At 67.2% G+C, this 19982-nt stretch carries 22 protein-coding genes and 1 tRNA gene; 13 read left to right on the top strand and 10 right to left on the bottom strand.

Going from position 1 to position 19982, the window contains the following annotated elements:
- Positions 1 to 131: 131 nt before the first annotated feature.
- The 4 genes from CWC60_RS00470 to CWC60_RS00455 all read right to left on the bottom strand — a co-directional run bounded on the left by CWC60_RS00470 (position 132) and on the right by CWC60_RS00455 (position 4555).
- Positions 132 to 1292, bottom strand: a complete 1161-nt coding sequence (locus CWC60_RS00470) for a phosphoserine transaminase (protein ID WP_109792096.1) — start codon at positions 1290 to 1292, stop codon at positions 132 to 134.
- Between the two features lie 389 nt (positions 1293 to 1681).
- Positions 1682 to 2470, bottom strand: a complete 789-nt coding sequence (locus CWC60_RS00465) for an enoyl-CoA hydratase/isomerase family protein (protein WP_109792095.1) — start codon at positions 2468 to 2470, stop codon at positions 1682 to 1684.
- Between the two features lie 56 nt (positions 2471 to 2526).
- Complete coding sequence (locus CWC60_RS00460) at positions 2527 to 3723, bottom strand: acyl-CoA dehydrogenase family protein (protein WP_109792094.1); 1197 nt, start codon at positions 3721 to 3723, stop codon at positions 2527 to 2529.
- Between the two features lie 4 nt (positions 3724 to 3727).
- Positions 3728 to 4555 (bottom strand): enoyl-CoA hydratase-related protein, encoded by an 828-nt coding sequence (locus CWC60_RS00455; protein ID WP_109792093.1) that lies wholly within the window; start codon positions 4553 to 4555, stop codon positions 3728 to 3730.
- Positions 4556 to 4710: 155 nt separating this feature from the next.
- Between CWC60_RS00455 and CWC60_RS23180 the strand changes: the two genes are divergently transcribed.
- The 4 genes from CWC60_RS23180 to rpsI all read left to right on the top strand — a co-directional run bounded on the left by CWC60_RS23180 (position 4711) and on the right by rpsI (position 7229).
- Positions 4711 to 5601 carry a hypothetical protein gene (locus tag CWC60_RS23180; RefSeq protein WP_125182697.1) on the top strand — a complete coding sequence of 297 codons (891 nt, stop codon included), beginning with the start codon at positions 4711 to 4713 and terminating at the stop codon, positions 5599 to 5601.
- A gap of 6 nt (positions 5602 to 5607) precedes the next feature.
- Positions 5608 to 6078 carry a hypothetical protein gene (locus CWC60_RS23175; protein ID WP_125182696.1) on the top strand — a complete coding sequence of 157 codons (471 nt, stop codon included), beginning with the start codon at positions 5608 to 5610 and terminating at the stop codon, positions 6076 to 6078.
- A 180-nt stretch (positions 6079 to 6258) separates the two neighbouring features.
- Positions 6259 to 6717 carry a 50S ribosomal protein L13 gene (rplM, locus tag CWC60_RS00450; RefSeq protein ID WP_109792092.1) on the top strand — a complete coding sequence of 153 codons (459 nt, stop codon included), beginning with the start codon at positions 6259 to 6261 and terminating at the stop codon, positions 6715 to 6717.
- Positions 6718 to 6794: 77 nt separating this feature from the next.
- Positions 6795 to 7229 (top strand): 30S ribosomal protein S9, encoded by a 435-nt coding sequence (gene rpsI, locus CWC60_RS00445; RefSeq protein ID WP_109792159.1) that lies wholly within the window; start codon positions 6795 to 6797, stop codon positions 7227 to 7229.
- Between the two features lie 355 nt (positions 7230 to 7584).
- Here the strand turns inward: rpsI and CWC60_RS00440 are convergent, their stop codons facing one another.
- A complete protein-coding gene (locus CWC60_RS00440) occupies positions 7585 to 8295 on the bottom strand; it encodes an HAD-IA family hydrolase (RefSeq protein ID WP_109792091.1) in 711 nt (236 codons plus the stop codon).
- 209 nt (positions 8296 to 8504) lie between these two features.
- Between CWC60_RS00440 and CWC60_RS00435 the strand changes: the two genes are divergently transcribed.
- The 5 genes from CWC60_RS00435 to htpG are packed head-to-tail and all read left to right on the top strand — an operon-like array spanning position 8505 to position 15126.
- Positions 8505 to 9461, top strand: a complete 957-nt coding sequence (locus CWC60_RS00435; RefSeq protein ID WP_109792090.1) for an ABC transporter ATP-binding protein — start codon at positions 8505 to 8507, stop codon at positions 9459 to 9461.
- Positions 9458 to 10192: an ABC transporter permease subunit gene (locus CWC60_RS00430; RefSeq protein ID WP_109792089.1), complete on the top strand. Its 735-nt coding sequence runs from the start codon at positions 9458 to 9460 to the stop codon at positions 10190 to 10192. The genes CWC60_RS00435 and CWC60_RS00430 overlap by 4 nt, the downstream gene beginning before the upstream one ends.
- Positions 10189 to 12096 (top strand): GldG family protein, encoded by a 1908-nt coding sequence (locus CWC60_RS00425; protein ID WP_109792088.1) that lies wholly within the window; start codon positions 10189 to 10191, stop codon positions 12094 to 12096. The genes CWC60_RS00430 and CWC60_RS00425 overlap by 4 nt, the downstream gene beginning before the upstream one ends.
- A gap of 4 nt (positions 12097 to 12100) precedes the next feature.
- Positions 12101 to 13228: a DUF4340 domain-containing protein gene (locus CWC60_RS00420; protein WP_109792087.1), complete on the top strand. Its 1128-nt coding sequence runs from the start codon at positions 12101 to 12103 to the stop codon at positions 13226 to 13228.
- 8 nt (positions 13229 to 13236) lie between these two features.
- Positions 13237 to 15126, top strand: coding sequence for a molecular chaperone HtpG (gene htpG, locus CWC60_RS00415; protein ID WP_109792086.1), 1890 nt, complete (start codon positions 13237 to 13239; stop codon positions 15124 to 15126).
- Positions 15127 to 15317: 191 nt separating this feature from the next.
- On the opposite strand, the gene CWC60_RS00410 is transcribed toward htpG, so the two are convergent.
- Complete coding sequence (locus CWC60_RS00410) at positions 15318 to 15710, bottom strand: RidA family protein (RefSeq protein ID WP_109792085.1); 393 nt, start codon at positions 15708 to 15710, stop codon at positions 15318 to 15320.
- Positions 15711 to 15812: 102 nt separating this feature from the next.
- Between CWC60_RS00410 and CWC60_RS00405 the strand changes: the two genes are divergently transcribed.
- Both CWC60_RS00405 and CWC60_RS00400 read left to right on the top strand, forming a co-directional pair.
- Positions 15813 to 16274: a nucleoside deaminase gene (locus CWC60_RS00405; protein ID WP_241147880.1), complete on the top strand. Its 462-nt coding sequence runs from the start codon at positions 15813 to 15815 to the stop codon at positions 16272 to 16274.
- A 134-nt stretch (positions 16275 to 16408) separates the two neighbouring features.
- Positions 16409 to 16783 carry a DUF2794 domain-containing protein gene (locus tag CWC60_RS00400; protein ID WP_109792084.1) on the top strand — a complete coding sequence of 125 codons (375 nt, stop codon included), beginning with the start codon at positions 16409 to 16411 and terminating at the stop codon, positions 16781 to 16783.
- Between the two features lie 444 nt (positions 16784 to 17227).
- On the opposite strand, the gene CWC60_RS00395 is transcribed toward CWC60_RS00400, so the two are convergent.
- Entirely contained in the window at positions 17228 to 17587 is a 360-nt protein-coding gene (locus CWC60_RS00395) for an RcnB family protein (RefSeq protein WP_109792083.1), read from the bottom strand.
- 164 nt (positions 17588 to 17751) lie between these two features.
- On the opposite strand from CWC60_RS00395, the gene CWC60_RS00390 reads away from it, so the two are divergent.
- The gene (locus tag CWC60_RS00390) at positions 17752 to 17979 is read left to right on the top strand and encodes a DUF4170 domain-containing protein (RefSeq protein WP_109792082.1); all 228 of its coding nucleotides are present in this window, start codon (positions 17752 to 17754) and stop codon (positions 17977 to 17979) included.
- A 14-nt stretch (positions 17980 to 17993) separates the two neighbouring features.
- On the top strand, positions 17994 to 18506 hold the full coding sequence (locus tag CWC60_RS00385) for an O-acetyl-ADP-ribose deacetylase (RefSeq protein WP_109792081.1): 513 nt from the start codon (positions 17994 to 17996) through the stop codon (positions 18504 to 18506).
- On the opposite strand, the gene CWC60_RS23170 is transcribed toward CWC60_RS00385, so the two are convergent.
- From CWC60_RS23170 to CWC60_RS00375, 3 genes are all read right to left on the bottom strand, one after another.
- A complete protein-coding gene (locus CWC60_RS23170; RefSeq protein ID WP_125182695.1) occupies positions 18464 to 18715 on the bottom strand; it encodes a GDCCVxC domain-containing (seleno)protein in 252 nt (83 codons plus the stop codon). The two genes, CWC60_RS00385 and CWC60_RS23170, sit on opposite strands and share 43 nt — an antisense overlap.
- Before the next feature lie 19 nt (positions 18716 to 18734).
- Positions 18735 to 18809 (bottom strand) — tRNA-Gly (locus CWC60_RS00380).
- Between the two features lie 206 nt (positions 18810 to 19015).
- Entirely contained in the window at positions 19016 to 19912 is an 897-nt protein-coding gene (locus CWC60_RS00375; RefSeq protein ID WP_109792080.1) for a DMT family transporter, read from the bottom strand.
- Between the last annotated feature and the right edge of the window lie 70 nt (positions 19913 to 19982).

Below are 19982 nucleotides of genomic sequence, written 5' to 3'. Positions count from 1 at the left end.
TTTCACTGACGGCGGCCGCTTCGCTCGGACGTCATGCCCGCCCGTGCGGGCATCCGGTTGCTGCGGTGAAGTGGCGGCGCCGGAGCCGGACCCCCGCACGAGGCGGGGGTGACCGGCGTTGCGGGGTGTATTCAGCCGGAGATGTCGGCCTTGACGGTGGCGTAGGCCCAGTCGAGCCAGGGACAGAGCGCCCTGACGTCGCCGGTCTCGACCGTGGCGCCGCACCAGATCCGGAGGCCGGGCGGCGCGTCGCGGTAGCCGTTGATGTCGTAGGCGACGCCCTCCTTCTCCAGCAGCGTGGCCATCCGCTTCGGGATGTCCTTCTGCACGTCGGCCGGCTGCGCGGCGAACCAGTCGTCGGTGATCGCCAGGCAGACCGAGGTGGAGGAGCGGCTGGCCGGGTCCTTCGCCAGGAAGTCGACCCAGTCCGTCCGCCCGGCCCAATCGGCCATGGCGTCGAGATTGGCGCGGGTGCGGCCGATCAGGCCGTCCAGTCCGCCGATGCTCTCGGCCCATTTCAGGGCGTCCAGCGCGTCCTCGACGGCCAGCATGGAGGGCGTGTTGATGGTCTCGCCCTTGAAGACGCCCTCGTTGATCTTGCCGGACTTGGTCAGGCGGAAGACCTTGGGCATCGGCCAGGGCGGGGTGTGGCTCTCCAGCCGTTCGACGGCGCGCGGCGACAGCGCGAGCATCCCGTGCGCGGCCTCGCCGCCCAGCACCTTCTGCCAGGACCAGGTGACGACGTCGAGTTTCGACCAGTCGAGCGGCATGGCGAAGGCCGCCGAGGTGGCGTCGCAGATCGCCAGGCCGGCGCGGTCGGCGGGGATCCAGTCCGCGCCGGGCACGCAGACGCCCGACGTGGTGCCGTTCCAGGTGAAGACGACGTCGCGGCTCCAGTCGACTTCGGAGAGGTCGGGCAGCGCGCCGTAGTCCGCCTCCAGCGTGCGGGCGCCCTTCAGTTTCAGCTGCTTGATCACGTCGGTGACCCAGCCGGAGCCGAAGCTCTCCCAGGCCAGGACGTCGACGGGGCGCGGGCCCAGCAGGGACCACAGCGCCATTTCCACGGCGCCGGTGTCGGAGCCGGGCACGATGCCGAGGCGCCAGTCCTCGGGCATGCCGAGGATCGCCTTCGAGCGGTCGATGACCTCTTTCAGCTTCTGCTTGCCGATGGATGCGCGGTGAGAGCGGCCGAGCGCAGCGTCGGCCAGGGCTTCGGCGGACCAGCCCGGGCGCTTGGCGCACGGACCGGACGAGAATTCAGGCGCCGCCGGACGCCTTTCCGGTTTCTGCATTGAGTACCTTCCAGTACTGAGCCTCCCGTTGGGGGGAGGTGACCCGCAGCGGAAGATAGGCTGCGACAGATTCCGGTCAACATGCGACACCGGCCTGCGACGTTATGGCGTGAGCGGTCGCTGCCGGTGGCGCGCGAGGGATGGCATGGCTGGCCCGCGCGCCTTCTGGATCATTGGGCTTTCGGCGGCGCCGGGTATCTCACCGCCGCTTCGATGTCATGCCCGCCCCCGTGCGGGCATCCGGTCAGGACCGTCGACTTGCGGCGAAGCCGCTCCGGACCCCCGCACGGAGGCGGGGGTGACAGGCTGAGTGAGTGGCGGTTCAGCCGATTGACGGAACGATCCGGGGTCAAGGCCGAAGCGGTGAGCCGGTCGTTCCCCGGATGACGTCACCGCCCCCAGTCCGGCTTGCGCTTCTCGGCGAAGGCGGCGAGGCCTTCCTCGAAGTCGTCGGTCTCCGCCAGCGCGCACATCATCTCCACCTGGGCGGCGACGTTGCGCCGGTAGTCAAGGTCCTGCGCCCGCCAGAAGGCCTGCCGGCCCAGGCGCATCACCGTCGGTGACTTGGCGGCGAACGTCCCCGCCAGCGCCATGGCGCTGTCCATCAGTTCGGCGTCCGGGACCACCTGGTTGACCAGCCCCATCGCCTTCGCCTCGGCGGGGGTGAAGGTTTCCCCGGTGAACAGCAGCTCGAAGGCGCGGTGGCGGCCGATCACCGCCGGCAGGTGGGCGAAGTGGATGGCCGGCAGCACGCCGACATCGATCTCCGGATAGCCCAGGCTCGCGCTTTCGGCGCAGACGATGACGTCGCAGGTGATGGAGAGCGTCATCCCCGCGCCGCGCGCCGGGCCGTTGACGGCGGCGATGGTCGGCTTGGCGAGCTTCGCCTGCAGGTCCAGCGTGTCGAGATAGAAGCGGTTGAGGAAGTCGCGCATGCCGAGGCCGCCGGCGCCGCGGATCATCTTCAGGTCCATGCCGCCGCAGAACATGCCCTCGACCGCGCTGGCCAGCACGATGGCGCCGACGCCGCGGTCGGCGTCCGCTTCGCGCATCCGGTCGTGGATGGCGTCGATCATGGGGAAGTCGACCGCGTTCACCGGCGCGCGGTTCATGGTGATGACCGCCACGCGGCCGCGCACCTCGTAGCCGACGCGGGCCGCGCCTTCGCTGTCGCTCATGCCTTCCTCCCCCCTTCAGGCGATTCGGGTGGATGGTAGACGGTTCGCCCTGTCCCCTACAGCCCCAGCACCGCCTTGGCGAGGACGCCGCGCTGCACTTCCGAGGTGCCGCCCGCGATGGTGAAGCCGCGGTGATGGAGCTGGCCCGAGGTGATGCCGACGGCGTAATCCGGGCCCACGGGCAACTGGTTCTCGCCGCGGAACAGGAAGCCGGAATGATCCGGCGCGCCGTAATAGCCGATGGCGCGGTAGAGCACCTCGTCCAGGTCCTGGACCATGTGGCTGCCCAGCAGTTTCGTCATGGAGGGCTCGGCGCCAACCCGCCCGCCCGCATCGGCCTCGGCCAGGATGCGCAGCGAGGTCATCTCCAGCGCCTTGAGACGGCTCTCCAGATCGGCGATCGTGAGCGCGAAGTCCGGGTCCTCCAGCAGCGGCCGGCCCTCCGAGGATTCGGCGGCGCAGACTTCCTTGACGATGGAGAGGATGCGCGTGTTCTCGGACACGCGGGAGACGAACAGCCGCTCGTCGCCCAGCAGCTTCTTGGCCACGGTCCAGCCTTCGTTCTCCCGGCCCAGCAGGTTGGCCGCCGGCACCCGCACCTCGTCGAAGGTGACGATGTTCCACAGCCGCCGGCCGTTCAGCGCGATCAGCGGCTTCACCTCGACGCCGGGCGCGGTCATGTCCATCAGCAGGAAGGAGATACCCTCCTGCTTCTTCGCGTCCGGGTCCGTGCGGACCAGGCAGAAGATCATGTCGGCGACGTCCGCCGCGCTGGTCCAGATCTTGGAGCCGGTGACGACGTACTCGTCGCCGTCGCGCACCGCCCGGGTCGACACGCCGGCCAGGTCGGAGCCCGCGCCGGGCTCGGAATAGCCCTGGCACCACCAGTGCGCGTCCGAGAGGATCTTCGGCAGGTAATGCGCCTTCTGCGCGTCGGTGCCGAAGGCGATCAGCGCCGGCCCGATCATGTGGAAGTTGAAGGCCATGGCCGGCGGCGCGTGGGCCAGGCGGCATTCCATGTCGAAGATGTGGCGTTCCATGATGGAGAAGCCGGCGCCGCCCGCCGCCTTCGGCCAGTTGGGGGCCAGCCAGCCCTTCTCCCGCAGGATGGCGTGCCAGCGCAGCATGTCCGGCTTCGCCACCATCAGGCCGCGCTTGACCTTGTCGGCGATGTCGGCGGGCAGGTTCGCCGCCAGCCAGCCGCGCACCTCCTCGCGGAAGGCCTGTTCCTTCTCCGTCGGCGAAAGGTCCATCGGCTCAGGCGCCCCGGAACTTCGGCTGGCGCTTTTCCTGCCAGGCGGCGATGCCTTCGCGGAAGTCGTCCGATTTCAGCGCCGCCTCCATCTCCGTCTGCGACTGGTCCTGGGCTTGGTCCATGTCCTGGATCAGGGAGCGCCAGACCAGATCCTTGATCACCCGCGTGGACCTGGGCGAGACGTCATCGGCCAGCATGCGGGCATAGGCCTTCGCCTCGTCCAGCACCGCTTCCGGCGCCACGGCGCGGTCGACCAGGCCCATGCGCTCGGCCTCCGCGCCCTCCACCAGCCGCGCCGAGTAGAGCAGGTCCAGCGCCCGCGACGGCCCGACCACGCGCGGCAGCAGCCAGGCCAGGCCGTACTCGGCGACCAGTCCGCGCTTTGCGAAGGCGGTGCCGAGCTTGGCCTGCGCCGAGCAGATGCGGATGTCGGCATAGAGCGCCATGACCAGGCCGACGCCGACCGCGGCGCCGTTCACCGCCGCGATCACCGGCTTGGGCACGGTGGTCAGCCAAGCGTATTTCTTCGCGAAGCCTTCCGGCAGGTCGAGGCCGTTCGCGATGGTGCCCGCGACGGGCAGGGGCTCGGCCTCCCGCCCGCCGCCAGCGGCGGTGTTGGACAGCCGGGCGACGTCCGCGCCGGCGCAGAAGCCGCGGCCCGCGCCGGTCAGCACGATGGCCCTCACCGCCGGATCGTCGCTCGCGGCCAGCATGGCGTGACGCAGCTCCCCGTTCATCACCGGGGTCATGGCGTTCATGCGGTCCGGCCGGTTCATGGTCACGACCGCCACGCCGTCCGCCGTCTCGTAGATGATCTGTTCGTAGTCCACCGGACCTCGCCTCCCCGCCGTGATGCACCTGCATTAATCGGGCGGAGGATAGCGGGGGGAGAGGGGGAAGGGGAAGTTCCAAGAATTGCAGTGGGACTTGAGCGTCGTAGAAGTTGCGTCTACAATAAATAAACGACCAATGGGGGAGGAGAGGGATGATAAAAACTGCGCATTTCCGTCGCGCCATATGGTTTTCAGATTTCAAGGGAACCTTGCAGGGTGCCTTACATTCGTGCCTGAAAGATGTCGCAGACGGTGATCCCCTGCCAGTGTTCAGCCTACCTGATGGAGATTCCTGTGTTATCGCGCGGCGGGATATTTCCCGAACACCTGTGTTTCTGCATCTGGTAAAGTTCGAAAAGGGAGCTTCGGCTGCCGTCATCCAAGCTGCAGCCACGGCACCATTTGCGGAGGCCGAGCCTGCGAATCCGCCTGACGGCCGAGAATTCATTCATACGCAACTTTTCGTGGCTGTTCGTGGAAACGACCTTGTTTGGACACTCCATAATGCCGCAATGCGGGAGGGGCCCATAACATCTCTGCTAACAAATCTAGTTAATGAATTTCATGATGATGAAGAAGCATCTCAATTTGAGCTTCAAGCAGTATTGGACTCTTCTATATTCCGGGCAGCGTTTGAAAGTGGGATTGCAGAGATTGATTTGGGAGTGGGATCTTTCAAACAAACACTTGAGTCATTGATTGGCGAAGGGCAGCCATCATTTTTTAATAAATCACGGAGTACAGAAGAAATTGAAGCCGCCTCCAATATTTCAGGAAGATTTATTTTAAAGCCTGGCAAAAGTTGCAAGAAGCCCATGGTCAAGGAACTAATGAAATCAATGGCTGACAGCACTGTTGATACGCATTCTGATGGTTTTACTATATTAACAAAGAATGGTATAAGGTTGACAAAAGACAAAATGACAATCAAAAGAGAGTATGAAGTAGAGGGTAATCGGCAAATGGTTGATGCCATTGGGGTAAAGAGTAAGCTGTTAGAGACACTCACTAATCTTGATAGCGATGGAATTCTGGAGAGTTAATTCAAAATGAAAAATCTATCATTTTCTAGAATTATATATTTTTTCGCGTCTTTAACGGTTTCCGTATTAGCAGGGTATTATTGGGGTGATGAATTAAGGCTTTCAGAAAAGCCCTCAGAATATATTGGTGTAACATTCTCTATACTGGCGGCGACATTGTTCGCTGTAATTTCTATCGTTGGTGACCCAAGCATGCTAATTCCCGGGAACTGGCGCGTGGCCCACGAAAATGCAAAAGATATACAAAAAGAAATACATAGCTTCAATTTTCTTTTTATCTTATACATTTTAGTTTTAGGGTTACTAGTCGTTACAGAAATTATTGAATTTGCCAGTTGGGATAGTTATTATTTTGTATTCAATATATTTGCCGGGATTTCAACTTTTGCGTTTCTAGCTTCATTTGGCCTGCCGTTTTCGCTGACTCGAATTCAACGAGATCGGCTCAATCAGGAGATACGAAACCGTCGGCGCTAATCCATCGTGTTCCGATAATACCCCATCCGAAAAAACAGGTATTCCGGGGCGTTAGCGGGGCCGATGGGGCTTGACGGGGCCTCTGCGCGCGCGTAGAAGCGCGCCTTCGAACGGTTCCCCGACGGGGCCGCGCGTGTCCGTGCGCGTCCCGGCCCCCGACGACCCTGAAGGACGAGAGCGATGAAAACCTTTTCCGCCACGCCGGCGACGATCGAGAAGAAGTGGATTCTGATCGACGCCGAGGACGTGGTCCTCGGCCGGCTCGCCGCCTTCGCCGCCAACCGCCTGCGCGGCAAGCACAAGCCCGGCTACACCCCGCACATGGACGACGGCGACAACGTCATCATCGTCAATGCGGGCAAGGTCAAGCTGACCGGCTACAAGCGCGACGACAAGGTCTACTACTGGCACACCGGCTATCCGGGCGGCATCAAGAGCCGCACCGCCCGCGACATCCTGGAGGGCGATCATCCCGAGCGCGTCGTCGAGAAGGCGATCCAGCGGATGATCCCGAAGGGCCCGCTCGGCCGCCAGCAGTTCAAGAACCTGCGCGTCTACGCCGGCGCCGAGCACCCCCATGAGGGCCAGCAGCCCGAAGTCATCGACTTCAAGTCCCTCAACCACAAGAATGCGAGGTAGGCCGCGTCATGGCTGAAACCGAACTCCCGAACGCCGAAGAAGGCGCCGTCACCGATCTCGCCGACCTGGGCCAGGCCATGGGCACCGAGACTGCGCCGGAACCCGTCGAGCCGCAGATCGACGCGCACGGCCGCGCCTACGCCACCGGCAAGCGCAAGGACGCGGTGGCCCGCGTCTGGGTCAAGGCCGGTGTCGGCCGCATCACCGTCAACGGCCGCGAGGTGGAAACCTATTTCGCCCGTCCGGTGCTGCGCCAGGTCATCCAGCAGCCCTTCCAGATCACCGGCCGGGACGGCCAGTTCGACGTCTACGTCACCGTCGCCGGCGGCGGCCTGTCGGGCCAGGCGGGCGCGGTGCGCCACGGCATCTCCAAGGCGCTGACGCGCTTCGAGCCGGAACTGCGCGCGGTGCTGAAGAAGAACGGCTTCCTCACCCGCGACAGCCGCACGGTGGAGCGCAAGAAGTACGGCAAGGCCAAGGCCCGCCGCTCCTTCCAGTTCTCCAAGCGCTAGGCATCAGGGACAGGCGGTTCCGGGGCCGGCGGGTCCCGGACGGGAGCGCCAGCCGATCCGTCTGCCGAAGGGGCCATGCGAGCGATCGCGTGGCCCTTTCCTTTTCCGGCCAGGCTGACACGCGAGGGATGGCGGGGCTCGCCCGCGCGCCTTCTGAATCATGGAACCGCAGGGCCGGACGTGCCGGTTCACCCCCGAACGGTGTCATGCCCGCCCCCCGAACGGGGTCAGGGGCAGGCTTGTGCGGGCATCCGGTCGAAAATCATCGATTTGCGGCGAAGCCGCTCCGGACCCCCGCACAGAGGCGGGGGCGACACGCGGAGTGAGTGGCGGTTCAATCAAGCGCCGGAACCGCTTACAACGCCCTGACCTTCTCCACCATCTCGGGGAAGCTGTCGGCGATGACGTCGTGGTCCGGGTCCGGCTCCGGATCCGGCGGGCCTTCGGCGCCCCATTCGTCGGGACGGCGCACGAAGGCCGACCTGAAGCCCACCTCGCGGGCCGCGCGCAGGTCGAAATTGTGGCAGGCCACCATCATGCACTCGCCGGGGTCGAGCCGGAGCCACTTCGCCGCCGTGCGGTAGGACTCGGGCCGGGTCTTGTAGATGCCGATCATCTCGCAGGAGATCACCGCGTCCCAGGACAGGCCGTTGGCGCGGGCGGTGTCGACGATCAGCGAAGTCGACAGGATGGTGAAGGAGGCGACGACATGGCTGGTCCGCAGATCGGCCAGCGCGGCGGGGAAGTCGGGCCAGCATTTCAGCTCGTGCCAGCGGTACCAGATCGCCTCCCGGTCCTCGCCGGTCAGGGCGCCCAGATCGTGGTCGGCGATGACCTTGTCCAGCATGGCGCGGTGGACGTCGTCGATGTTGTACTGCGCCGGGCCGTCGGCGCCGTGGTTCAGCATCTGCTTCAGCGAGCGGCGGCGGTAGTCGTTGGTGATCGCCGCCCAGTCGCGTTCGATGCCGCGCTTCCGGCCGGCCTCGGCGAAGGCCGCGGAGACCCCGCCGTGCCAGTCGAGGATGGTGCCGCCGGTGTCGAAGGTCAGCGCCCTGATCGCGCCCATGTCCGTCCCTCCCTTGTCGTTTCCGGCAGGTTAGCAGCATGCGGCCCCGGCGTCTGCGTTTGCGCAGGTCTTGAACGGCGGCCGCGGTTCGCCTAATTAGCCGTCCGGCGCTGAGCCGATCGCGACAACACCGGAGGCGTCCGTTGCGGCTCCGGGACGGATCAGCGTACCAGCGGCAGTCGAAGGGGGAGAGCGGGCACGTGACAGCGATGCTAGAGGTGTCTGATCTGGTGAAGCGCTTCGGACCGTTCGCGGCGGTCGACGGGATCAGCTTCCGCGTTCAGCGCGGCGAGGTGCTGGGTTTCCTGGGTCCCAACGGCGCGGGCAAGTCCACCACGATGAAGATGATCACCGGCTTCCTCGGCCCCACCGCGGGCACGGTGACGGTGGCCGGCATCGACGCCCTGGCCGACCCCATCGCGGCGAAACGGAAGATCGGCTATCTGCCCGAGGGCGCGCCGGCCTATCCCGACATGACCCCGGCGGGCTATCTGTCGTTCATCGCCGACGTGCGCGGGCTGAAGGGCGCGAAGAAACGCGAGCGCATCGCCGAGATCGCCGGCCGCATCGAACTGGAACGGGTGATGCACCAGCCCATCGACACCCTGTCGAAGGGCTTCAAGCGCCGCGTCGGCCTGGCCCAGGCGCTGCTGCACGACCCGGAGATCCTGATTCTGGACGAGCCGACCGACGGCCTCGACCCGAACCAGAAGCACCAGGTGCGCGACCTGATCGCCGAGCTTTCGCCCGAGAAGGCCATCATCATCTCGACCCACATCCTGGAGGAGGTCTCGGCGGTCTGCAGCCGGGCCATGATCATCGCCCGCGGCAAGGTCGTGGCCGACGGCACGCCCGACGAGCTGATGGCGCGCTCGCGCTTCCGCGGCGCGGTCGTCGCCGTCATCGAGGGCGAGGGCGCGCCGGACTTCGAGACCATCCGCGAGGACCTGCTGAAGCTGCCCGGCGTCGCCGCGGTGGAGCAGGAAGCGCCGGGCCGGCTGACGGCCCTGCCGGCCGAGGGCGCGATGATCGCCGACGCCGTCTCCGGCCTGATCCGCGCGCGCGGCTGGCCGATGCGGTCCTTCCACGTCGATCCGGGCCGCCTGGACGAGGTCTTCCGCAGCATCACATCGGGGCGCGAGGGCCCCACGGAGAAGGCCGCATGAACGCGCTGATCGTCTTCCGCCGGGAGCTCGCCGGCTATTTCCTCACCCCCGTGGCCTATGTCTTCATCGTCATCTTCCTGCTGACGACGGCGGCCTTCACCTTCTATCTCGGCAATTTCTTCGAGCGCGGCCAGGCCGACCTGAAGTCCTTCTTCACCCATCTGCCGTGGCTCTACCTGTTCCTGATCCCGGCCATCGGCATGCGGCTGTGGTCGGAGGAGCGCAAGACCGGCACGATCGAGCTTCTGCTCACCCTGCCGATCTCGGTGCCGGCGGCGGTGCTCGGCAAGTTCCTCGCCGCCTGGGCGTTCACCGCGATCGCCCTGGCGCTGACCTTCCCGCTCTGGGTCACGGTCAATTTCCTGGGCGATCCCGATAACGGCGTCATCCTGGCCGGCTATGTCGGCAGCCTGCTGATGGCCGGCGGCTATCTCGCCATCGCCAGCTGCCTGTCGGCGACGACCCAGAACCAGGTCATCGCCTTTGTCGTCGCCACCGTGGTCTGCTTCGCCTTCACGGTCTCGGGCGCGCCGCTGGTGCTGGAGTTCTTCGCCGCCTGGGCGCCGCAGAGCCTGCTCGACCTGATCGCGGGGTTCAGTTTCCTGGTCCACTTCAATTCCATCGTCGAGGGCGTGATCGACCTGCGCGACCTGGTCTATTTCGCTTCCCTGATCGCGGTCTGGCTGTTCGCCAACTGGATCGTCGTCGAACACAAGAAGCAGGCGGGATGACGGCGATGCTGAACCAGCGTTTCATCAACATCTCCGCCGTCGTCCTGGCCGCGGCGCTGTTCCTGGCGGTCAACGTCATCGCCGACCGCCTGCTGGGCGCGGCGCGCATCGACCTGACCGAACACCGGCTGTTCACCCTTTCCGACGGCACCCGGAAGCTGCTGGAAGGCCTGCAGGAGCCGGTGACGCTGAAGCTCTACTATTCGCGCTCGCTGGCTTCCAATGCCCCGGAAGTGCGCAACCACGCCGAGAACGTGATCAACATGCTGGAGGAGTACGAGGCGGTCGCCGACGGCATGATCAACCTGGAGATCATCGACCCCGAGCCCTTCTCCGAGGCCGAGGACCGCGCCGTCGACGCAGGCCTCTCGGGCGTGCCCGTGGGCGCTGCGGGCGAGAACTTCTATTTCGGCCTGGTCGGCCAGAACATGACCGACGATCAGGAGGCCATCGGCTTCTTCGCCCCCGACCGTGCGCGCTTCCTGGAATACGACCTGACCCGCACGATCCACGGCCTGTCCAACCCCGACCTGCCGGTGCTGTCGATCATCACCTCCTTCCCGCTGGAATTCGGGCCGGGCGGCATCCAGGCGGCGATGCGCGGCCAGAGCCGGGCCTATGGCATCCTGCGCCCGCTCAGGGAGTTCTTCGAGGTGCGGGTGCCGACCCCGCGCTGGGAGGAGCTGGACGCCGACACGGACGTTCTGATGCTGCTGCACGCGCGCGACCTGACCCCGAAGCAGCTCTATTCCATCGACCAGTTCATCGTGAACGGCGGCAAGGCGGTGATCTTCGCCGACCCGTTCTCGGAGACCGCGGCGCAGCTGCCGCCGCCGGGCGGCCAGCCGCCCAGCCCGCTGGACACTCATTCGTCGATTCCGAAGGCGCTGTTCGACGCCTGGGGCCTGCGCATCGACGGCGACCGCCTGGTCGCCGACCGCGGCTACGCCACCCGCGTCAATGCCGGGCAGGGCCGCCGCGCCATCGTCGACTACGTGGCCTGGCTCACCGCCGGCCCGGAAGCGCTGAATCAGGACGACGTCGTCACGGCCGAGCTGCAGATGCCGCTGCTGCTGCCCTCGATCGGCCATATCGAGCAGGCCGAGGACGCCACCGTCGACCTGCGCCCGCTGGTGCTGTCGAGCCAGGACTCGATGCTGATCGACGCCTCGGAGATCCGGTTCAGGCCGAATCCGCAGGCGCTGCTGTCGGCGTTCGAGGCCGATGACCGGCGCTACGTGCTGGCGGCCCGGCTGAAGGGCGAGGTCAGCTCCGCCTTCGCCGAAGGTCCGCCGGAGGGTGTCGAGGCCGAGCACGTGGCGAAGTCCGACGGCCCCGTCGACATGATCGTGGTCGCCGACGCGGACATGCTGGACGACCGCTACTGGGTGCAGCGCCAGGACATGTTCGGCGAGGAGGTCATGCAGCCGACCTCCGCCAACGCCAGCTTCCTGATCAACGCGCTGGACAACCTGACCGGCTCCAGCGAGCTCATCGGCCTGCGCAGCCGCGCCGAGGGCGACCGGCCCTTCGCGCGCATCGAGGAACTGCGCCGCGAGGCCGAGCAGCGCTATCTGGCCGAGGCCGAGGCGCTCGAGGCGCAGCTCTCGGAGACGGAGAAGAAGCTGGCCGAGCTGCAATCCAGGGCCGGGGAGGGTTCCACGGAGCTGCTCTCCGCCGAGGAGGAGCGGACCATCGCCGAGTTTCAGCAGCGGATGCTCGATACCAGGCGCGAACTGCGCGGCGTCCAGCACAGCCTGCGCCGCGATATCGAGGCGCTTCGCAGCGACATCCAGCTGGTCAACATCGCGCTGATGCCGGCGCTGGTGCTGCTGATCGCCATCGGCGTTGCGGTCTACCGGCGTCATCGCCGCCGCGTCAGCCAGCAACTCAGGGAGGTCTGAGACCATGCGCGCCAAAAGCTGGTTCGTCCTTCTGGCCGTCACCATCCTGGCCGTCGCCGCCGCGCTGTGGCTGGTGGCCGCGCGCGACGAGCGGCTCGCCGAGCGCGTCTACGGGGAGCCGCTCTATCCCGGCCTCGCCGCGCGGGTCAACGACATCGCCGAACTCGGCTTCGACACCGGGCTGGAGCAGTGGACCATCCGCCGCGACGACGCCGGCGTCTGGCGCATGGCAGAGCGCGGCGGCTACCCCGCCGATCCGGATCGGGTCAAGCAGGCGGCCGTGGCGCTGGGCAAGGCCGCCGTGGTGGCGCCGAAGACCGCCGACCCGGCGAAGCACGAGCGCCTCAGCCTGGTCGGCCCCGACCCGGAGGTCGAAAGCGCCGACAACGTGAAGACCGTCGCCATGACCGCGAAGACCGCGGAGGGCGAGACGCTGGCGGCGCTGATTCTGGGCAAGACGAAGCAGTTGCCCACCTCCTCCGAGCCCGGGCAGGTCTATGTCCGCCGCGAGGGCGAGGACCGCACCTGGCTGGTCGAAAGCCGCTTCGACATCCGCAAGGATCCGACGGCCTGGCTGGACAAGACGCTGCTGAAGATCGAACGCGCCCGCATCCGCGAGGTCGTGGTCGAGCATCCCGGCGGCGAGACGCTCAGGCTGAAGCGCAATCCCTATGGCGACCTGCGCCCCGTGGACATGCCGGAAGGCCGGGTTACCGAGGATATCCGGCTCACCGCCGCCCAGCGCAGCCTGGAGTTCCTGCCCTTCGCCGACGTCCGCCCCGCCGAGGAAGTCGACATGTCCGGCGCCGTGAAGACCACCTACCGCGCCGACAACGGCATGGTGGTTACCGTCCGCACGAAGGAGGCGGGCTTCGAGACGGACGGCGACCCGGCCTACTGGGTCACCTTCGACATCCGCCACGATCCCGAGAGCGTCTCGGCGGACGCCGACATGCCGGAACTGACCGGCCCCGACGAGGAAAAGCCGGTGATCGACCCGGAAGAAGGCGCAGCGCGGGCGCAGGCGGCCATGGAAAGGGCCGAAGGGTGGGCCTATCTGTTCGCCGAGTTCACCGCCCAGAACTTCATCCACCGGATGGAGACCGTGACGTCACCGAAAGAGGAAAGCTGAACAAGAAGATGACGGCCGAAAACTTCCAGTTCCAGGCGGAAGTCACCAGGCTTCTGCATATCGTCACCAACGCGCTCTACTCGGAGAAGGAGATCTTCCTCCGCGAACTGATCTCCAACGCCTCCGACGCGTGCGAGCGGCTGCGCTATCTGGCCATCGCCGATCCGTCGCTCACCGAGGGCGCCGAGCCCTTCCGCATCCGCATCGCCGTCGACCGGGAAGCGGGCACGCTGACGGTCTCCGACAACGGCGTCGGCATGACCCGGGACGAGCTGATCGAGAACCTGGGCACTATCGCCAAGTCGGGCTCGACCGCCTTTCTGGAACAGCTCGAGGGCGGCAAGTCCGCCGACCTGTCCGTGATCGGCCAGTTCGGCGTCGGCTTCTATTCGGCCTTCATGGTCGCCGACGAGGTCGAGGTGCTGACCCGCCGCGCCGGCGAGGACACGGCCTGGCGCTGGAAGAGCGACGGCTCGGGCGCCTACACGATCGAGGATGCCGAGCGCGACGGCCACGGCTCCGACGTGGTCCTGAAGATCGCCGAGGCCCAGAAGGAGTTCCTGGACCCCGACCGGTTGCGCCGGATCGTCGAGACCTACTCCGACCACATCGCCTGGCCCATCACCATCCACGCCGGCGGAGAGGAGATGGCCGACGACGCCGACGAGCCCGTCAACAAGGCCTCGGCGCTCTGGACCCGTCCGAAGTCGGAAATCACCGAGCAGGACTACAAGGAATTCTATCACCATGTCGGCGGCGGCTTCGACGAGCCTTGGCTGACCATCCACGCTCATGTCGAGGGCAAGGTCGAATACCGTCTGCTGCTGTTCGTGCCGAGCGAGCGGCCCTTCGATCTGTTCCACCCCGACCGCAAGCACCGCGTGAAGCTGTACGTCAAGCGCGTCTTCATCACCGACGAGGCGGAGGAACTGGCCCCCAGCTACATGCGCTTCCTGCGCGGCGTCGTCGATTCGGAAGACCTGCCGCTCAACGTCAGCCGCGAGATGCTGCAGAACGAGCCCCTGCTGCGGCACATGCGCGGCCAGATCGTCAAGCGCGTGCTGACCGAGCTGGAGCGCAAGGCGAAGAACGACGCCGAGGGCTTCGCGAAGTTCTGGGAGACCTTCGGCGCGGTTCTCAAGGAGGGCATCTACGAGGATCAGGAGGTCGGCGAGCGCATCCTCGAGCTTTCCCGCTTCCACTCCACGGCGGGCGAAGGGCTGGTCGGGCTCGACGAGTATGTCGCCCGCATGAAGCCGGAGCAGGAGGCGATCTACTACATCACCGCCGAAGACCTGGAACAGGCCCGCAGGAGCCCGCAGCTCGAGGGCTTCCGCGCCAGGGGCGTCGAGGTGCTGCTGCTGACCGATCCGGTGGACGACTTCTGGCTCTCGGTGCGGCCCGCCTACAATGAAAAGCCCTTCCGCTCGGTCACCCGCGGCGGCGCCGACCTCTCGAAGATCGCCGGCGGCGAGACGGAGACATCCGAAGAAGAGGACAAGGCCGACAAGCCCGGCCAGACCGAACTCGCGACCCTGATCGCCGGCATCAAGCAGGCGCTGGGCGAGAAGGTGAAGGACGTCCGCGAATCCGGCCGCCTGCAGGAAAGTCCGGTCTGTCTGGTCGCCGACGAGTTCGACATGGACCTGCGGCTGGAGCGGGTGCTGAAGGCCCACAAGCAGGTCGACCGGGCCTCGAAGCGCATCATGGAGATCAATCCGCGCCACCCGCTGATCCGCCGCCTGGCCGAACGGATCCGGGAAGGCGGCGTCGACGACGCCCTGACCGAGGCGTCGGAACTGCTGCTCGATCAGGCGCTGATCATCGAGGGCGAGCCCATCGCCGACCCGGCCGCCTTCAGCCGGCGCATGGCCGACTTCATGGTGCGGGGGCTGTAGAGCGGTCCAGCCGGCGCGCCGGGGATGGACCGGCCGGCCGGCGCGCCGTCACTCCCCGGTGGCATGCCCGCCAACGTGCGGGCATCCGGGCGATCGGACGACTTGCGGCGAAGCCGCTCCGGACCCCCGCACGGGGGCGGGGGTGACATCATTCGGGGACGCCAGTTGTTTTCAATTCCCTGGCGGCTCGCCTACGCCAGCGCGATGGCCTCGATCTCGATGTCGAAGGGCCACGGCCAGGAGCCGACGGTGACGAAGGTCCGCGCCGGCGGCTCGCTGGGGAAGTATTCGCGGTAGGCGTCGTTCACCCGGTCGAACATGCCGGCGTTCACCGCGAAGACCGTGGTCTTCATGATCTTCGACATGTCGGAGCCGTTGGCCTCCAGCACGGTCTTTATCGCGTTCAGGGAGGCCGTGGTCTGCTCCTCGATATTGCCGGTGACCAGCTTGCCCGTGTCCAGGTTCAGCGGCGGCAGGCCGCCGACGAAGATCAGCCCGCCGCCGCGGGTCGCCAGCGACAGCGGCACGCGGCCCTTGTCGACGATCTCCTGGATGACGGGATGGGTCAGGATTTCCTTGCTCATGGTCGCTCTCCCCTTCGTTCGTTTGCGCCGCCAGTCTGGGCGGAAGCCGGGGCGGCGGACAAGCCGATTGCGCCGCCGCGCGGCGCGACGTTGAATATCCGCATGGATTTCGAGAAGCCGAGTTTCATGGCCCATGCGCTGGACGCGGCAGGCGCGGCGCTGCTGCGGGGCGAGGTGCCGGTGGGCTGCGTCGTGGTGCACCATCCGACGGAGCGCATCGTCGGCCGCGCCGGCAACCAGACGGTCGGGCGCAACGATCCGACGGGCCATGCGGAAATCCTGGCGCTCCGCCAGGCCGGGCAGGCGCTCGGCGGGTATCGCCTGACCGAGTGCGACCTCTACGTCACGCTGGAGCCCTGCGCCATGTGCGCCGGCGCGATCAGCCACGCCCGCATCCGCCGGCTCTACTACGGCGCCGCGGACGGGAAGGGCGGGGCGGTGGAGAACGGCGTGCGCTTCTTCCAGCAGCCCACCTGCCACCACGCGCCGGAGGTCTATCCCGGCATCGACGAGGCCCGCGCCGCGGAACTGCTGCGCCGGTTCTTCCAGCAGAAGCGCCTCTGAAACCGCCCCCCCGGGGATGGCCGGGCCGGCGATGGGAGGCGGCTCCCGGGCCGCTGGGAAAGCCGTTGCCCTCCATCCTTTCATCGCGCGGATGAGCATGCCATCATTCCGTCACACAGCGACGGAGGTGCGACATGGGCGAGGTGGTCAGTCTGGATGACTACAGTTCCGGCGCCCGGCGGGGACAGGCCGCCGCGCCGGGCGCCAGGATGGACGTCTTCTTCGACCGACGGGAACTCGGCCTCATCCTCGACCTCTACGGCCAGATGGTCGCCAGCGGCGACTGGCGCGACTACGCCATCGGCCATGACCGCGACGTCTGCGTCTTCGCCGTCTACCAGCGCAGCTCGGAAGCGCCGCTCTACCGCATCGTCAAGCGCCCGAAACTGGCGCGCCGCCAGGGCATGTTCCAGGTGGTGGGCCGCGACGGCCGGGTGCTGAAGCGCGGCCACGACCTGGCCACGGTGCTCCGGGTCTTCGACACGAAACGCTGGAAGGTGGTCGAGTAGCCGCAAGGCGCGCGCCGCCCGGATCCGGGCGGCAGACAAAAAAAATCCCGGCGGGGTTTCCGCCGGGATCGGGTGGGCCGAGCTTCGCTTTTTGTTGCTCTTGTACGGTGCGGCCCAGTGGGTTCGGCCGGATCCTGTTGTTGTTCTTGTGCCGGCCTGACTTTCGCCCCTGCCGCCTCAGCCGTGGCCTGCCGCAGGGTGACCGTGGCCGGCGAGATGGGAAACGAGGCCGCCGGCCGCGGCGACAATCATCAGCAGGGCGGTGCTGGCAAGCCTTGTCCGGATCGCGGTCTTCATTGTCGGTCTCCCTGGTTGCGACGCCGTTTCGCGTCCCGTTGTTCCTAATCTGACCCCTGCGGCCGGCGGCGGGAACCCCCCGCCGCCACTTGCCCCAGCTCTGTCACCGCCCGGATTCGGACGGTCACAGCGGGGCGGGCCGCCGTTTCAGTCCCCGGCGCCGCGCGAGGCCGCATCGATCGCCACGACCGCGTCGATCACGCGCTTGGTGGCTTCGGCCATCAGCAGCAGGTCGCCGTCGACGCGGGCGTAGATCAGGCCCTCGGCCGGATCGCGCAGGCCGTAGCGGCCATAGTCGTAGACCGGGACATAGCGCACGCCGAAGGGCAGGCGCTCGCCGATCGTGTAGCGCTTCTTGGCCAGGCCCGGCGGCATGCAGCCATTGTTCTTCTTGGCCAGGCCGGGCGGGCAGTGGCCGGGCTGCGCCATGGCCGGGGCGGCGATCATGGGCGCGGCCATCATGGCGATGGCCGTACTCAGGAACATGGTGCGGATGGCGGTTTTCATTGTCGTTCTCTCCGTTTCCTTGCCATTCTCGGCACTGACATGTGTCCGATGACCGTATCCGGGTAGTGCGCGGCGCAACTTGCCCCTGTACGGTCACGGCCCCGATCCGCTAGGCCTCGCGGCTGAATGGCGGATGAACCCCGCGTCAACGAGGGAGCGGCGACATGAGCAGGCAGGATCTCTATCTGGTCTTCGGCGGCGCGCTGGTCGATCCGCGCGAGAACGTGCTGGCGGAGCCCGACAAGACCGACGTGGTCGGCGTCTTCGCCACCTACGATGCGGCGCTGAAGGCCTGGCGCGGGCGCAGCCAGGCCAATGTGGACGACGCCTATGTCCGCTATTTCATCGCGCCGCTGCATCGCCTGATGCACCCGGACGAAGAGGGCGTCTGAGGGCGCGGGGTAGGATGCAGACCGAAGTCGTCACCGGCGACATCACGGCGCTGTCGGTCGACGCCATCGTCAACGCCGCCAACGAGAGCCTGCTGGGCGGCGGCGGGGTCGACGGCGCGATCCACCGCGCCGCGGGGCCGGAGCTGCTGGCCGAATGCCGCGCCTTGGGCGGCTGTCCCACCGGACAGGCGCGGATCACGCAGGGCTACCGGCTGCCCGCGCGGCATGTCATCCACACCGTGGGGCCCGTCTGGCAGGGCGGCGCGGCCGGCGAGCCGGAGCTGCTCGCCGCCTGCTACCGCAACAGCCTGGCGCTCGCCACGGAGCACGGCCTGGCCTCCATCGCCTTCCCCGCCATCTCGACCGGCGTCTACGGCTATCCGCTGGAACAGGCGACGGAGATCGCCGTGGAGGTCGTGCTGACGGCGCGGGAACGGCCGGCGCACGTCATCTTCTGCTGCTTCGACGGACCGGCGGCGGCGGTCTATGAGCGCGTGCTGGACGCGCAGCAGCCGTTCCCCCGCTGAACCGGCGGGCAGGGTGTGTCGCCATGGCTGCAATAGACGCAGCAGTCCCCCGGCGCGGGGCGGTGAAGATCGCCGCAGGCCGGGCATTCCCGGAACCAGATGCAGGCGTCCTCGGGCATCGTCTCGACCGCCCGCGCGCCGCAGGCCGGGCAGGTGATGGTCGATTGCAGGCGGATGGTTACGGCTTCCGCCGTGCCGGGATCGGTCATGGCGCGCCTCGCGGAAATCTGGAGCGGGTGATGGGAATCGAACCCACGACTCTCAGCTTGGGAAGCTGAAGCTCTACCACTGAGCTACACCCGCATGGTCCCGATTCCTAGACCCGCCCGGCCCGGCTGGCAAGCGGTTGGTTGATGCCGCCGACCCCCTCCCCGACCCTCCCCCTGGAATCAGGGGGCGGCGCAGGCCGGAGCCCGGAACCCATGCCTGAGCATATGCGGCTTCGCGGCGTCAGCCGGTCGGTTCAGAAGGCGCGCGGGCCGGCCCCGCCATCCCCCGCGCGCCCTCATTCACTTCCTGGCTTGCTGCCGCAACAGCAACAGCACCACGCCGGCGACGATGAGGGCCGCGCCGGCGACGGCCAGCGCATCGGGGACGTCGCCGAAGACGGCGAAGTCGTAGAGGCTGGCGAAGACCAGCGTCGAGTAGAAAGCCGGAATGACGTGGCTCGCCGCGCCGCGTTTCATGGCCTGGATGAACAGGCTCTGCGCGCCCACCATGGCGACACCGATCAGCACCAGCAGCGGCCATTGTTCCGGCGTCGGCGCGCGCCAGACGAAGGCCGCCGCCGTGCCGGCGATGCAGGCGCCGAGGCAGTTGTTGATCAGCAGGATGCGGATCGGCGGCTCCCGGTCCGAGAGGCGCTTGATCATGATCGCCTCGAGACCCATGAAGGCCGCGGCGCCCAGGGCGATCGCAGCCGCCGGCTGGTAGGCCGCGGTTCCGGGGCGGATCAGCACCAGCGCGCCGGTCAGCGCCACGGCCACCGCCAGCCAGCGCCAGGGTCCGACGCGTTCCCCCAGGAACAGGATCGCCAGCCCCATGGTGACCACGGGGCTGAGAAAGCTGATCGCCGTGGCGTCGGCCAGCGGCATGCGCGCGGCGGCCGCGAACAGGCAGGTCGCGCCCAGCCAGCCGGCCGCCGTCCGTCCGGCATGGACCGGCCAGGCCGCGCCGCGGAAGTCCGGCCTGAGCCAGAGCGCGAAGGCGGCGACCGTCATGAAGCCGAAGACGAAGCGCGCGGCGCTGACCTGAAAGGGGTGCAGTCCGCTTCCCTCTCCGCCCAGGCCCAGCGCCTTGGCGATCAGGGAGGTCACCGCGATCAGCGCGCTGGCGCCGACCATGGCCAGGATGGCGAGACGCCGGCGGCGGGCGTCCTCGGCGGTAAAGGCGGGGGTGACTGTCATGCGCCGCCTTTGCCACCGCCCCGCCGGTCCGGCAAGCGCCGATTCCGCGGCCCTCGTCTTTCGCCCCCTC

This window comes from Minwuia thermotolerans, from assembly GCF_002924445.1.
GTDB classification, from domain to species: domain Bacteria; phylum Pseudomonadota; class Alphaproteobacteria; order Minwuiales; family Minwuiaceae; genus Minwuia; species Minwuia thermotolerans.
The sequence above is the reverse complement of the archived record's forward strand: the minus strand, read 5'-3'. Positions and strand labels throughout refer to the sequence as shown.